Source organism: Sphingomonas sabuli (genome assembly GCF_014352855.1).
Taxonomy (GTDB): Bacteria; Pseudomonadota; Alphaproteobacteria; order Sphingomonadales; family Sphingomonadaceae; genus Sphingomicrobium; species Sphingomicrobium sabuli.
Genome location: NZ_CP060697.1, coordinates 2,500,515 through 2,513,891 on the forward strand (window position 1 = coordinate 2,500,515; position 13,377 = coordinate 2,513,891).

The 13,377-nt window shown below is 66.9% G+C and carries 17 protein-coding genes and 1 tRNA gene; 8 read left to right on the forward strand and 10 right to left on the reverse strand.

The genetic code is table 11. The annotated features are described in order from the left end of the window. Window positions 1–8: 8 nt before the first annotated feature. The gene (locus tag H8M03_RS12515) at window positions 9–809 is read right to left on the reverse strand and encodes an alpha/beta fold hydrolase (RefSeq protein ID WP_246448928.1); all 801 of its coding nucleotides are present in this window, start codon (window positions 807–809) and stop codon (window positions 9–11) included. Window positions 810–953: 144 nt separating this feature from the next. Between H8M03_RS12515 and H8M03_RS12520 the strand changes: the two genes are divergently transcribed. Further along, window positions 954–1,418: a MarR family winged helix-turn-helix transcriptional regulator gene (locus H8M03_RS12520; protein WP_187479742.1), complete on the forward strand. Its 465-nt coding sequence runs from the start codon at window positions 954–956 to the stop codon at window positions 1,416–1,418. 39 nt (window positions 1,419–1,457) lie between these two features. Here the strand turns inward: H8M03_RS12520 and purC are convergent, their stop codons facing one another. The 4 genes from purC to H8M03_RS12540 all read right to left on the reverse strand — a co-directional run bounded on the left by purC (window position 1,458) and on the right by H8M03_RS12540 (window position 5,695). Continuing rightward, a complete protein-coding gene (purC, locus tag H8M03_RS12525; RefSeq protein WP_187479743.1) occupies window positions 1,458–2,240 on the reverse strand; it encodes a phosphoribosylaminoimidazolesuccinocarboxamide synthase in 783 nt (260 codons plus the stop codon). 81 nt (window positions 2,241–2,321) lie between these two features. Next, window positions 2,322–5,120, reverse strand: a complete 2,799-nt coding sequence (locus H8M03_RS12530; protein WP_187479744.1) for a M16 family metallopeptidase — start codon at window positions 5,118–5,120, stop codon at window positions 2,322–2,324. Window positions 5,121–5,318: 198 nt separating this feature from the next. Further along, on the reverse strand, window positions 5,319–5,495 hold the full coding sequence (locus H8M03_RS12535) for a hypothetical protein (RefSeq protein ID WP_187479745.1): 177 nt from the start codon (window positions 5,493–5,495) through the stop codon (window positions 5,319–5,321). Window positions 5,496–5,509: 14 nt separating this feature from the next. Further along, entirely contained in the window at window positions 5,510–5,695 is a 186-nt protein-coding gene (locus H8M03_RS12540) for a hypothetical protein (protein WP_187479746.1), read from the reverse strand. A gap of 150 nt (window positions 5,696–5,845) precedes the next feature. On the opposite strand from H8M03_RS12540, the gene H8M03_RS12545 reads away from it, so the two are divergent. The 4 genes from H8M03_RS12545 to H8M03_RS12560 all read left to right on the forward strand — a co-directional run bounded on the left by H8M03_RS12545 (window position 5,846) and on the right by H8M03_RS12560 (window position 8,647). Beyond that, window positions 5,846–6,787 carry a LysR substrate-binding domain-containing protein gene (locus tag H8M03_RS12545; RefSeq protein WP_187479747.1) on the forward strand — a complete coding sequence of 314 codons (942 nt, stop codon included), beginning with the start codon at window positions 5,846–5,848 and terminating at the stop codon, window positions 6,785–6,787. A gap of 46 nt (window positions 6,788–6,833) precedes the next feature. After that, complete coding sequence (locus H8M03_RS12550; RefSeq protein ID WP_187479748.1) at window positions 6,834–7,433, forward strand: DUF421 domain-containing protein; 600 nt, start codon at window positions 6,834–6,836, stop codon at window positions 7,431–7,433. Beyond that, window positions 7,430–7,816, forward strand: coding sequence for a YidH family protein (locus H8M03_RS12555; protein WP_187479749.1), 387 nt, complete (start codon window positions 7,430–7,432; stop codon window positions 7,814–7,816). Before H8M03_RS12550 ends, H8M03_RS12555 begins: the two co-directional genes overlap by 4 nt. Before the next feature lie 99 nt (window positions 7,817–7,915). Further along, window positions 7,916–8,647, forward strand: coding sequence for an ATP-binding protein (locus H8M03_RS12560; RefSeq protein WP_187479750.1), 732 nt, complete (start codon window positions 7,916–7,918; stop codon window positions 8,645–8,647). Here the strand turns inward: H8M03_RS12560 and H8M03_RS12565 are convergent. Beyond that, entirely contained in the window at window positions 8,644–9,387 is a 744-nt protein-coding gene (locus H8M03_RS12565; RefSeq protein WP_187479751.1) for a Crp/Fnr family transcriptional regulator, read from the reverse strand. The genes H8M03_RS12560 and H8M03_RS12565 overlap by 4 nt on opposite strands. A gap of 157 nt (window positions 9,388–9,544) precedes the next feature. Here H8M03_RS12565 and H8M03_RS12570 point away from each other — a divergent pair, with 157 nt between their 5' ends. Beyond that, entirely contained in the window at window positions 9,545–9,805 is a 261-nt protein-coding gene (locus H8M03_RS12570) for a hypothetical protein (RefSeq protein ID WP_187479752.1), read from the forward strand. Between the two features lie 65 nt (window positions 9,806–9,870). Here H8M03_RS12570 and H8M03_RS12575 read toward each other — a convergent pair. Together H8M03_RS12575 and H8M03_RS12580 are read right to left on the reverse strand one after the other, a co-directional pair. Then, a tRNA-Ala gene (locus H8M03_RS12575) sits at window positions 9,871–9,946 on the reverse strand. 50 nt (window positions 9,947–9,996) lie between these two features. After that, the gene (locus H8M03_RS12580; RefSeq protein WP_187479753.1) at window positions 9,997–10,320 is read right to left on the reverse strand and encodes a TIGR02300 family protein; all 324 of its coding nucleotides are present in this window, start codon (window positions 10,318–10,320) and stop codon (window positions 9,997–9,999) included. Window positions 10,321–10,468: 148 nt separating this feature from the next. On the opposite strand from H8M03_RS12580, the gene H8M03_RS12585 reads away from it, so the two are divergent. Then, window positions 10,469–11,101 (forward strand): (d)CMP kinase, encoded by a 633-nt coding sequence (locus H8M03_RS12585; RefSeq protein WP_187481083.1) that lies wholly within the window; start codon window positions 10,469–10,471, stop codon window positions 11,099–11,101. Window positions 11,102–11,174: 73 nt separating this feature from the next. Beyond that, window positions 11,175–11,363 carry a hypothetical protein gene (locus H8M03_RS12590; protein WP_187479754.1) on the forward strand — a complete coding sequence of 63 codons (189 nt, stop codon included), beginning with the start codon at window positions 11,175–11,177 and terminating at the stop codon, window positions 11,361–11,363. A gap of 4 nt (window positions 11,364–11,367) precedes the next feature. On the opposite strand, the gene H8M03_RS12595 is transcribed toward H8M03_RS12590, so the two are convergent. Continuing rightward, window positions 11,368–11,541, reverse strand: coding sequence for a hypothetical protein (locus tag H8M03_RS12595; protein ID WP_187479755.1), 174 nt, complete (start codon window positions 11,539–11,541; stop codon window positions 11,368–11,370). Between the two features lie 517 nt (window positions 11,542–12,058). Continuing rightward, window positions 12,059–12,205: a hypothetical protein gene (locus tag H8M03_RS12600; RefSeq protein ID WP_187479756.1), complete on the reverse strand. Its 147-nt coding sequence runs from the start codon at window positions 12,203–12,205 to the stop codon at window positions 12,059–12,061. Between the last annotated feature and the right edge of the window lie 1,172 nt (window positions 12,206–13,377).

The following is a 13,377-nucleotide window of genomic DNA, read 5'->3' on the forward strand; positions in this document are numbered from 1 at the left end:
GGGTAAGCCTACTTGCGCGTTTGTGCTGCTTTCGAAACCTCGCGGGCTGCCTGGTCGATGACGTCCGCGACGGCGGCCGGCTGGGTGGTGAAGACGGCATGGCTGCCGGGCACGTCGACGATGCGGGCGCCGATGCGCTTTGCCATGCCCTGCAGCATGCCCTTGCCGAAGGCCTGGTCTTCGCGGGCGATGATCGCCCAGCTCGGCCGGGTCCGCCACGCGGCCTTTGTCAGCTTCGTTTCGAAGGCCGCCATGCGGATCGGCAGCTGCGAATCGCGCAGGAAGGCTGCGTCCGCGTCGTTCAGGTCGGCCGCGAAGGCCGACTGGAACTTGGCCGGGCGGACGATGCCGAAGCCGTCCGCGCTGACGTCGATCGCGAAGTTCGCTGCGGCGGGGTAACCCTTATACTGCTGGGCGGTCGTCTCGCCCGCGTCGGGAGCAAGCGCGGACACATAGACCAGGCCGGCGACCTTATCGTGGGCGCCGGCTTCGGTGATGATCGTCCCGCCCCAGCTGTGCCCGACCAGGATCGCCGGGCCCGTCAAACCATCGAGTATGCGGGTCGTCGCGGCCGTATCGTCGGCAAGCGAGGTCAGGGGATTCTGCACGATCTTCACCGTGTATCCGCGCGCGGTGAGGCGGTCGTAGACGCCGCGCCAGCCGGAGCCGTCGACAAATGCGCCGTGGACGAGGACCACGTTGCGAACTTTCTGGTCCTGGGGGAGGGAGGCCGGGCTCTGCGCATGGGCGCCGGTCGCAAGCGCTGCGGCGACGAGGGGAGCGAACATCGATTTGCGAAACTTGGACACGGGCAATCTCCTTAAATCGTACGCGATTGAATCGAGCGCGACCTAAATGGTCGAGTCGGACAGAAAAGTCAATCGCTTGCGATTAAATCGAGAGATACCTAAGTTGCTGGCGAACGCGCGGGTGGCGCATCAAAGGACAAGCTTTTGAAAAATCAGGATGAAGCGAAAACCGACCTGGCGACATCGCTGGCCGATTTTCTCTGCTTCGCGGTCTATTCGACCAATCTCGCCTTCAACAAGGCGTACAAACCGCTCTTCGAAGAGGTCGGCCTGACCTATTCCCAATATGCCACGCTGATCGCGCTCAACGAGCAGGGCGACCAGACGGTCGGGCAGTTGGGGGAGAAGATGTTCCTCGAGTCGAGTACGCTGACGCCCCTGCTCAAGCGGCTCGAGGCGGCCGGCTACGTCGTCCGGCGCCGCGACGAGAAGGACGAGCGGCAGGTCCGCGTGTCGCTGACGGACCAGGGCAGGGCGGTGTTCCAGAAGGCGTTCGACGGGCGCGAGGCGGTGATCGAGGCAACGGGACTGGAACCCGAAGACTTCGTTCGCCTTCAGTCCGACCTGATCAAACTTCGCAACAATTTGCTCGGTTCGTCCCGGAAATAGTCACCGCCCGATCGTCACGCAGCCGGCACTGCAGCGAGGCTACTTGCCCCGCTTCTTGCGGTGGCTGTCGAGGTCCAGGATCGGGGTTTCCTCGCCGTCTTCGGGCATCAGGCCAAGGCGGCGGGCGACTTCCTGATAGGCCTGCTCGACATTGCCGAGGTCCTGGCGGAAGCGGTCCTTGTCGAGCTTCTCGTTCGACTTCAGGTCCCACAGGCGGCAGCCGTCGGGGCTGATTTCATCGGCCAGAATGATGCGCGCGTAATCGCCTTCCCACACGCGGCCGAACTCCAGCTTGAAGTCGACCAGGCGGATGCCGATCGCCGCGAACATGCCGGACAGGAAGTCGTTCACGCGGATCGCCATGTCGGCGATGTCGTTCATTTCTTCCTGGCTGGCCCAGCCGAAGCAGGCGATATGCTCTTCGCTGATCAGCGGATCGCCGAGCGCGTCGTCCTTGTAATAATATTCGATGATCGTGCGCGGCAGCTGGTTGCCTTCCTCGATCCCCAGCCGCTTCGACAGCGATCCGGCGGCGACGTTGCGGATCACCACCTCGATGGGGACGATCTCGACCTGGCGAATCAGCTGTTCGCGCATGTTGAGCCGGCGGATGAAGTGCGTCGGCACGCCGATCCCGGCGAGCGCGGTGAAGATATGTTCGGAAATGCGGTTGTTGAGCACGCCCTTGCCGCTGATCGTCCCGCGCTTCTGGGCGTTGAACGCGGTCGCGTCGTCCTTGAAATACTGGATCAGCGTGCCCGGCTCGGGACCCTCGTAGAGGATCTTGGCCTTGCCTTCGTAGATCTGGCGGCGACGAGCCATAAGCGGGACATACTCCGGCAGGATGTGATGGAGCGGCGCCTATAGGCGAGCCGCCGCTCCATCGCAATTGAGCGGCCGGGCCTATTTGGCGGCAAGCTTCTCGCTGGTCACGCGGATGCGATTCATCCGGTCGGGCGTCAGATAGGCGTTGGCCAGCCGATGGACGTCGGCGGCGGTAACCGACTGCAGCATGTCGACCCACTTGCGCATGCGTTCCAGCCGCGCCGGCCGGGCCTGCGCGTCCGACAGCATGTTCACCCAGAAGCTGTTCTCGCGCATCGTCCGGCGGGCGCTTTCGACCTCCGGATTGACGGCGCGGGCCAGCATGTCGGCGTCGATCGGCTTGGCGCGAAGTTCGGCCGCGGCTTCGGCGATGGCCGCGTCGACCGCGTCGGCCTTGGCCGGATCGACCACCGAGCTGGTGGTGATGTAGCCGAAGCCCCGATATTCCGACGACATCGTCGAGGACACGCTGGCGTTGTACGACGCGCCCAGCTTTTCGCGGATCGTATCGGTCAGCATCAGGTCCATGACGTTGGCAAGGATCTCGAGGCCCATCTCGGTGCGCAGGTCATGGTCGTCGTCGGTGTGCCACACGGCGCCCGCGACCGCCTGGTCGGCGTCGCCGCTATGGGTCAGGGCAAGCGTCCCGGTGCCGGGATTCCAGGTGCCGGCGCGCGCCGCCGCATAGTCCGGCGCCGCCGCCTGCCGGGCGGGCAGCGCCCCGAACGAGCGGGACACGGCGTCGATCACGACGGCTTCGTCGACATCGCCGATGACCGTGATCTCGATCGGCGCGCTGGCGCTGATCGGCGCGTAGACCTGCTTGAACTCGTCGAGCGACCGCCCGACCAGCTGGTCGACCGGCGGGATGCCGAAGCGGGCGTCCTTGCCGGACAGGAGGTAGGGAAGGCGGGCGCGAAGCAACGGTGCCGGCTGCGACCCGATCTGCTTGTCGAACAGCGGCATCAGCGCGGCCCACTTGCTCTGCGCTTCCGGCCGGTATCCCGGATCGGTCATGTAGGCGGCGCTCAGCTTCATCTGCAGCGGCAGGTCGGCGGCGTTGGTGGTGCCGCCGCTGACGAACGCGCCTTCGGTCGCGACGAAACCCGGGGTGACCTGCTTGCCGGCGGTCAGCGTCTTCAATTCTTCCAGGTCGTGCTTCGCGGTACCGGCGAAGGCCGCCATGTTGCCGACAAAGGCGCCAAGCCCCGGCTTGTCCTTCGGCATCGCGAGGTTGCCGCCGTCCATCCGGACAAGATAGCTGACCTTGCCGGGTTCGAAGTCGCTTCGCTTCACGTTCAACCGGACGTTGTTGGCGAATTTCAGCGTGCGCAGGCCAAGGTCGGCGATGCGCGTGTCCTGAACCACCTTTCCGGGCGTTCCGAAGCTGTCGTAGGCCCACGCCTTGACCGCCACGTCGGCTGGCGCGGTGACCGCGACCTTGCTGCTTTGCGCGACGGCTTCGGCCAACTGGGCGCCGGTCACCGCCGTCTTGCTGCTGGCGTGGATCAGGCGCGGGCTGCCGTCCCACAACTTGCGGAATTCGGCGTTCACTTCATCGACCGTGATCGTCGGCGCGACCCTGGCGACGAAGTCGGCGTCATATTGCGGGCTGGTGAAGACGTCGTTGTTCTCCAGCACGCCGAGGATGCCGGCCGCGATGGCCGAATTCTTGCGGCTTTCGGCCTGCTGCGCGGCCTGGGTCAGCTTGCTGACCATCTCGGTCTTCACGATGTCCAGTTCGGCCGGCTTGAACCCGAATTGCAGCGCACGCCGAAGTTCCTGGTCGGCAATCGTCGCGGCATCTTTCCAATAGCCGTCCTTGGCGACCAGGCTGACGACCGTCACGCGGGCTGCGTCGCGCATCGTGTCCAAGCCCATGCCGCCGCCGACGATGACCGCGTCCGGGGCGTTGGCGATGCGCTCGATGCGGCGGTTGAACATGCTCGCGGCCAAGGCCTTGACGGTGTCGGCGCGCCGTTCCGCCAGCGTGTCCTTGGGGTCGTCCCACGCCCGCAGCGAGGTGATCTGCAGATATTCGGGAATGGCCGGATCGACAAACGTGTCGAACGCCGCGGCGCGGTTGAGGTCGACCTTGCCGCGCGGCAGCGGGGCGCCGGCCGTGCCGGTCCCCTTCCAGTCGGAGAACTTGGCGCGGATCTTCTGCTCGATCAGCGCGGGATCGGCGTCGCCAACGAAGACCAAGGTCGCAAGCTCCGGCCGGTAATAGCGGCGGTACAGGTCGCGCAGGGTGGCATCGCTGGCGGTGCTGATGACGTCCACCGTGCCGATCGGCAGCCGCTTGGCATAGGGCGTGTCGGGGCCGGTGAAGGCGAGGGTGTCGATCGCGCGCTTCAGCTGCGCATTCTCGCGCGACCGGCGCTCGCCAAGGATGACGCCGCGCTCGCGGTCGACGGCGGCGGCGTCGAACTTCAACTCGCTGGCGACTTCGCGCATCAGCATGAAGGCGGTGTCGAGGCGCTCCGCGTCGGTCGATGGCAGGTCGAGCATGTAGGTGGTGGAATCAAAGCCGGTCGCGGCATTGGTGTCGGGCCCGAACTTCAGCCCCTGCCGCTCCAGGATCTTGATCATCTCGCCTTCGGGCACGTTGGTCGTGCCGTTGAACGCCATATGCTCGATGAAGTGGGCGAGGCCGAGTTCCTTCTCGCTCTCCCCGATCGAGCCGAATTCGAACCGCAGCCGAACGGACGCTGCGCCCTTGGGCGTGGCGTTGCGCATGATCGCATATTTCATGCCGTTGGGCAGGGTGCCGTACCGGACGGCCGGGTCGCCGACGACGTCGGTGGCGGGCAGCCACGGGGCCTGGACGGCGGCCGCCAGCGGCGCCGGGGACAGCTCGCGGGCGACGGCCGGCATGCAGGCTAGAATGGAGCAGGCGACGGCAAGGCTGCTGGCGCGCGCGAACAACATGCGATTTTTCACTGATAACCCCCGGGGTCGGTACGATTGAACGGCCGCAGGGTTAGGGGGTTGCGGGCAAAAGGCAAACCCGCCGTTCGGCCAAGGGGCTGATATTGCTGGCGAACGGCGGTGCCGGCAGGCGAACGGGTCTGGCTAGGCCAGGCCCGCGCGCCCCTTGCCGCGCTTCCACGGCGCGTCGAACTCGATCCGGTGGATGGCGCGAAAGATCGTCGCCGTGCTCCGGCCGACGCGGGCGACGGCACGGTCGATCCCGTCGTGGAGGTCGGCGCGTCCGGACTGATAATTGCGGTCGAAAAGTTCGTCGATCATCGTAACCATCTCCTTCAAAGCGCGATTGGAAAGGCGTCGATCCGGCCGGTGGCAGCGCGCAGGGCATGCTCCACCGCGACCAGCCGCTGGTCGGCGGCAAGCGCCCGCCAGCTGCGGATCGGGGTGCGCACCGCGGTGCGGGCAGCAGGCAGGGCTGGGCCGTCCGCCACGGACAGCCCACGGCCAAGGCCATAGGTCATCTTACCGTCTCCTGTTGTTACCGCCGGCGGGCTGGCTTGTCGGGGAGGGAGTGCGCTCCGCCGGCGGTGTCATCTCCAATTAGGTCGCGAGGCTTGCGCGCGCCAATCAAACGCTCGACAGGGGGTATAAACTGGGCTTATGGAATCGGGATGCGCAAGCTTCCCCCGCTGACCGCGATCCGCGCATTCGAGGCAGCGGCCCGCAACGAGAATTTCACCGCCGCGGCGGGCGAACTGGGCATGACCCAGGCGGCCGTGTCCTATCAGGTCAAGGCGCTCGAAGAGCGGCTTGGCGCGGCCTTGTTCGTGCGGGAAAAGGGCCGCGCGCGGCTGACCCCGCTGGGCGGCCGGCTGCTGCCCGCGCTGAGCCAGGCGTTCGATGCGATGGAGGCGGCGTTCGAGGCCCATCGCGCGGACGACGAATCCCTGCTCACCATCACCACCACCAGCACCTTTGCGAACGCCTGGCTGGCATGGCGGCTGGGGGCGTTCCAGATGCGCCATCCCGACCTTGCCGTTCGTATGACCACCGGCAACGAGGTGGTCGACTTGCGATCCGGCGATACCGACGTCGCCATTCGCGGCGGCATCGGCAAGTGGCACGATGTCGAAAAGCACCTCCTCGTCCATTCCACCTTCACGCCGATGGCCAGTCCCCGGTTCATCGCGGAGACCGAGCGCCGGCTGGGACGCGGGATCGAGCGGTCGGACCTGCTCGACCTCAACCTGATCACGCCGGAAGACGAATGGTGGACCAAGTGGTTCGACGACGCCGGACTGACGCTGGAAGGCGCGCCCAAGCGTCGCGGCGTCCGCCTCGATAACCAGGCGAACGAGGGGCATGCGGCGATGGCCGGCATGGGCGTGGCGCTGCTCACGCCCTTCTTCTGGGCCAACGACATCGACGAGGGTCGGCTCGTCCTGCTGTTTCCCGAAGCGGTGTCGAGCATTGGCTGGTCTTATTGGCTGGTCTTTCCGCACGAGCGCCGAAACGTGCCCAAAATCAAGCGCTTCCGCGAATGGTTGAGCGCGGAAATCCCCGACGAGGCGCGCAGCAGCGCAGAGGCCGTGGCGGCGCGCGCAAGCGGCTGATTGCACAGGGCCCGGATAGATCGGCGCCGCGGCCCGTTGGGGTCACATGTATTCCTGGTGGTTCGAATATCTCGCGATGGCCGCGGTCGCGGCCGGCGCTTACGCCTGGCTGGTCCTGGTCCTGCGCATTTCCGGCAAACGCACGCTGGCCAAGCTCAACGCCTTCGACTTCGCGATCACCGTGGCGTTCGGCTCGGCGCTGGCGACGATCGTCATCGACGAACACGTCGGGCTGGTGCGCGGCGGCCTTGTGCTGGCGGTCCTCGCGCTGCTTCAGTTCCTGGTCACCAAGGCATCGCAATGGTCGCGTCCGTTCCGCAAGGCGGTGCGCTCTCAAGCCACCATGCTGGTGCGCGACGGGCTGGTGTTCCCGGATGCGTTGAAGCGAGAACGGGTCACCACCGACGATCTTGCCGAAGCGATCCGCACCAGTGGGGTGGGGACGTTGTCGAGCGTCGGTGCGGTGGTGCTTGAAACCGACGGCAGTTTCAGCGTGCTGCAGGGCAAAAGCGCCGACTTCGACCTGCTCTACGATGTCCGGCTGGTTGGCGAACCGTCGCGCGACGTGATGCGCGACCGGTGGCAGACCGCGCGGCAGGAACTCGACACCGTGCCCGGGGCCATCGGCGCGAAGGAGCGGACATGAGCGACGAACCCAGCAGCCAGCAACTGGCGCACGACCGAACCGACCTTGCCGAGGATCGCACCGTTCTGGCCAACGAGCGCACGTTCGCCGGCTGGTTCCGCACCGGCTTTGCCTCCATGGCCATCGGGCTTGGTTTCCAGGCCCTTTTCCTGAAGATGGAGCCGGCTTGGGTGCCGAAGGCGATCGCCACCATCTTCCTGATGCTGGCAATCTTCATCTTCGTCGCGGCCGAGCGGCGGGCCTGCAAGGTGCTCAGCCGGCTGGACACGCACACGGTGACCGAATTCAAGAACCGCAACCTGCGGCTGATGGTCGTCGCCGCGTCGCTCGGGGTGCTGGCGCTGATGATTGCCATCTGGGTGCTGCCGATCAGCGCCGCGTGAAATCGTCCGTATGCTAACTTTCCACAGTAACCAGAATTGATTTCTTTTAAGGCACTTACGGGCGGCCGTTCCTAACCTTCATCGCGAAGGGGGAAGATCATGGCCAACGCACCGCCTGCGCCCATGCCGGTGTTTCTCGATTCGCCGGGCCCGGTGGCGGAGGTCGACCTGCTGGAGATGTTCGCTCCGGCCGAGCCAGCGGGTCCGTCCGCTTGTCCCGTCAGCAGCGGGCCGTTGTGGCGGGCCGACGCCATCCACCGTGCGCGCAATCTCGCACAGCTGGCGATGTCGCTGGCCAATGTCGGCAGTTGCCCGACGCGATGCTGGCTGACGCCGAAGATGGCGGCCGAAGCCCGCGCTCTGTCGCGCGCCTACGAGGAGCTTGGCACCGATCATCCGGACGCGACCTTGTCCTGCGACAAGGGATTGCGCGACGTCGTTTCCCGGTTGGTGCTGCTGTTCGGCAGCGAACGCGGCATTCGCGCACTTGTCGAAACGCAGCCCGTCGACATGCCGGCGGAATCGTGCCGCGCGCTGATCCTCAGCTGTAGCGAACTGGTCATCAACGCGCTGAAATACGGCTATACCGGCGATCGCGGCGGGCACATCGCAATCTCCCTCGCACGGACGGCGACCGGTGCGGAGCTGGTCGTCGGCGACGATGGCGAAGGCAGCGCGGACCTGTGCACCGCGGGATCGGGCAGCCGGCTGCTCGACCAGTTCGGCGAGATGCTTGGTGCCCGCATCGATCGCGAGTCCGGGCCCGGCGGGCGCGGCCTTGTCGTCAGGATCGCCATCCCGGCCGACCATCTGGCCGCCGCAAGCCGTTAGCCGGCGATCGCCGGCCGCAGTCGGCGGTGCAGGTAATTTTCGTCGAAACCGGCAATTTGCGCCAGCCGCGCCGGATCGACGATGGCGACGCTTCCGCGCCGCAGCTGGATCGTCCCGCTCAGCCGCAGCTCTTTCAGCACACGGTTGAGGTGCACCGGCGTCATGCCCAGCGAATCCGCCAGCATGATCTGCGACAGCGGAAGCACCAGTTCGATCCCGTCCGTCAGCCCGATGTTGCGTGCGCGCAGGTACAGTTCGCACAACAGGTGGGACGCGCGCTCCTTGCTGGTCCGCCGGCCCATGCTGGTGATCCACGCCCGCATCGTGCCCTCGTCGACCAGCTGGGTGATGTACATGGCGCGCGCAAAGCCCCGATGGTCGGTCAGCAGGCTGTCCATCTCCCCCCCGCTGATGGTCGCCACTTGCGCCGGGGTGATGGTCTGGATGCCGTGGTCCATTTCGGCCAGCAAGCCGATGTGCAGGTCGCAGCAGTCGCCGGGCATCAGATAGGCCAGGATCTGGCGCCCGCCGTTGGGCAGGATCTTGTAGCGGCAGGCCCAGCCGTCGAGGACGACGAAGACCGGCCCCGGCCGGTCGCCTTCGCGGATCAGGTCGCGGCGGGCGGGAAGTTTGGAGGCATTGCGCGTGGCAGCCTCGAGCGCTGCTTCCGCCGGGTCGCTAAGTGTCGCAAAATTGCGGAGTTTTTCGATAAAGCGGTTGCGCACGGACAACAGTCCCATGTCTCGCGACAGGATGACATTGCCGGATGTTATAATCAAAAGTTGATTTAAAATGTGGAGCGTTCTGGGAAAGCGCGTAATGTGTGCCCAAGTCGGTCATTCGCCAGGCCCCGGCTGCAGATAGCTGCGTCCCCTTTTGCCTGGATCGGAGGCCGCCTTGAGCTTTGAACCGATTCTGCCCGATGCCGATGCCGACAGGGGAGAAGGCCGGGCGGCCTTGTTGCTGGTCGAAAGCCTGATCCACGAGCTCATCGCCCGCTCAGTCCTGACGCTACCGACCGTGCTCGAAATCCTCGACGTCGCGATCGACGCCGGCGCCGAAATGGCGGCCGACGAAGCGGGGCGCCAGAATGGGGACCTGGCCGCCCGCGCCCGCGATATCCTGCACGCAGTGCGCACGAGTATCGCCGCCAGCTGACGATCGTCCGGCAGGGGACGCCGGCGCAAAAAAATAGCCCGCCGAAGCGGGCTATTTCAGGATGATGGTGGAGCCGAGGGGGATCGAACCCCTGACCTTCGCAATGCCATTGCGACGCTCTCCCAGCTGAGCTACGGCCCCGTCCATCGCGCCTTTAGGCGATGTTCCCGCCAGCGCAAACGGCAAAATATCTAGCTATCGTCGTCGTCGTCCGTCGTCTTGACGCCAAGGTCGTCGTCGTCGGTCGCCAAGTCGACTTCGTCGTCGGCGCTCGGCTCTTCGTCCTCGTCGATGCTCAGGTCCTCGGCCTCGAGGTCCTCGTCCTTCTTCTTCTTTTCCTTCGCTTCGGCTTCGCCGGCGTCGAACGGCATCGGCTGCTTGGACTTCAGCACCGGTTCGGGCACGAAATCGGTGCCGCATTCGATGCAATGCAACGGATCGTCCTTGCCGAGGTCGTAAAATCGCGTCGAGCACTTGGGGCAGGTGCGCTTGGTGCCCCATTCAGGTTTGACCATCAGGCCTAAGCTCCATTGAAAGGGTGTTCGGGCCGGCAAGACAGCGTGCCGGCCACGTTCGGCGGGCGCCTTGCCATAGGCTTTTGGCGCTGTCAAAGCGCGGGCCTTGAACAGCAATTTGCCATCCGACGGGTCGCAGCGGCGGCATATCGTCATCGCCGTCGACGGACCGGCGGCAAGCGGCAAGGGCACGATTGCCCGCGCGCTGGCCATGCATTTCGACCTGCCGCACATGGACACGGGCGCGCTGTATCGCGCGGTTGCGCTCAACCTGTGGCGGTGGGGCGGGGACCCGGGCAGCGAATTCGAAGCGGTCCGCGCGTGCGAAGACCTTGCCGCCAACCTCGACGACCCGGAGCTGCGCAGCGAACCGGTATCGGAAATCGCCTCGCGCATCTCGGTCTATCCCGCGGTCCGCGAAGCGCTGCTCCGGCGGCAGCGCGATTTCGCCGCGCAGGACGGCGGCGCCGTGCTCGACGGGCGCGATATCGCCACCGTTATCGCGCCGGATGCCGATGCCAAGCTGTTCGTCACCGCATCGGCCGAGGTCCGCGCCCAGCGCCGCGTGCGCGAGCTGCTGGAACGCGACATGCCCGGCCATTACGACGACGTGCTGAACGACCTGTTGTCGCGCGACCGGCGCGATTCCGGCCGCGATACGGCGCCGCTGACCAAGGCCGCCGACGCCGTCGTGCTCGATACAAGCAACCTCGACGTAGACCAGGCGCGGGCGGAGGCCATCCGGCTGGTCGAGCAGCAACTTTCGCCAGCGGGCGGCTGACATGGCGCAACAGGACGGTAGCGGCGCGCGGTAGGCCGAGGACATTAACACGGTCTTCGCGGGTTAACGGCGCATGCCCAACACCCAGATCTACGATGAAGCCAGTAATGTCGATGCGCACGACGGGACGGTCGTCGTCGTCGGTCCCGACGCGGTCGACGTCCGCCTGACCCCGTCCGCGGCGGAGGAAACGTCGGAACGATTGCTGGAAGGCGCAATGAAAGCGCGCGGCCAGAAATATTTCGAGGACAAGAAGTCCTAGAGCGTCAGCTGTGCGAAGCGCCCGTCCGTCCGACAAGGCGGTCGCCCTGCCACACTTCCGCGTCGATATAATGATCGCGCGCGTGGCTTAGCGCCGCGTCGTCGTCGTCACTCTCGACCCATTCCGCGGACAGGACGCGCCCGGACATGTCGATGCGATAGATCCGATAGCCTGCCACGCTTTCCCCCGACAGCGAGAGTATCGTGCCTGCGGCGCCGCACCCAGTTCACCTTCGATAGCGTACGCGCCCCGAGTCGCGGACCAAATCCACGCCACATCGGTTTGAAATTAACCATTAAAATTATGTTTACGTTCAAGGCCTTGCTGGATAGGTCTTGCCCTCCGCCCCGATTCGTCGTTGCGCTCTCTATGTGAGTCTCCTCTGGGGGAGGACTGGCGGCGAACCATCCGGGCTTAGGGGCGCGCCTTTTGGTTAACAGCAAGAGCCATTTCCAACGCGATTGCGTCCGCCGTGGCGCGGTGTTGCTGTGCGCTTGTGCGTATGCCGCTCTTGCGACCAGCCCGTCGCTCGCCGTCCCGCTGGGACCCGGGCAGCTGCCCGGTCCAACGGCCACCCGGGCCGGCCAGGATCGGACGCCCAACGTCGTTCCGCCGCCGGCACCGCTGGAGACGGCGCAGAACCGTCCGTCCCTGCCGCAACTGCCGGGCGTCCGGCCGACCGAAACGATCGTCAATCAGGGGACGTTCGACGTCGCCTTGCCGGTCCCGCCCGCGGCCGCGCCAAGCCGGTCCGGAGTGCCGGGGGGCGGCCCGCTCAACCAGCCTTTGCCGCCCGTTCCCGGCGCGCGCCTGCCAAGCGCCACCGACCTGCTGCTGTCCACGCCCGGCTCCGGCGGCGCCACCGCCGCCCGGATCGAAAACGGGACGATCGTTCTCACCAATGCCGCCCGGCGGCCGGCGCCCGATCCCGGCCCGCCCGGCGGACTCTCGGGACCCAACGCAGCCGGCAACGGCAATGCGGGCGGCACCGCGAACGGCGGCAGCGGCAATGGCGCCGGCCCGCCCCCGAATTCAGGTCCCCCGGCAATTGGGACAGGCAACGGTAGCGGCAACGGCAACGGTGGCGGCAACGGATCTCCCCCGCCAGGCCCGCCGCCGGTCACGGACACCGGCAATCGCCCTCCCGATACGGGCGGTGCCGGCAACGGCGGGAACGGCAACGGCGAAGCGAATGGTCCGCCGCCCTCCAGCCCTCCACCGGGCGACAACAGCAACGGCAATGGTGGCGGCAACGGCAACGGCAACGGTAACAGCGACAACCCGCCCGCACCGCCGCCCAGCCCGCCGCCGGTAACCGACGACAACGGTCAGCCCGGCTCCGTACCGCCGGGCGATCCGTGCGGGCACGCGGTTGGCAATCCGTGCAACGGCAACAACGGCAATGACGGGGCGCAGGGCAATGTCGGCGGAAGTTCGCCGCCGCCACCTCCGCCTCCGCCGGACCCGCCACCCGCACCACCGCCGCCAGCGCCGCCGCCAAGTCCCCCGCCCGGCGGGAATGGCAACGGCAACGGCCCGCCGGCCGATCCAGGCAACGGCAACGGCAACGGGAACGGCAACAGCCCGCCGCCACCGCCACCGCCTCCGGGCAACGAAGGCAACGGCCCTCCCGACGGCGTTCCGCCGGGCGACCCGTGCGGACATGCCGTCGGCAATCCGTGCGGCGGAAACAGCGGAAATGACGGCTCGCAAGGCAACGGCGGCGGCAACGCGCCTCCGCCGGCTCCGCCACCGGCGCCACCGCCCGCGCCTCCGCCTGCGCCACCGCCAGCTCCTCCTCCTGCGCCGCCGCCTGCGCCGCCACCCGCGCCTCCGCCGGCGCCGCCACCCGCGCCACCACCAGCACCGCCGCCAGCACCTCCGCCGGCTCCGCCACCAGCGCCGCCACCAGCGCCGCCGCCAGCACCGCCGCCGGCACCACCGCCCGCGCCTCCGCCTGCGCCACCGCCAGCTCCGCCGCCCGCGCCTCCGCCGGCACCTCCGCCAGCTCCTC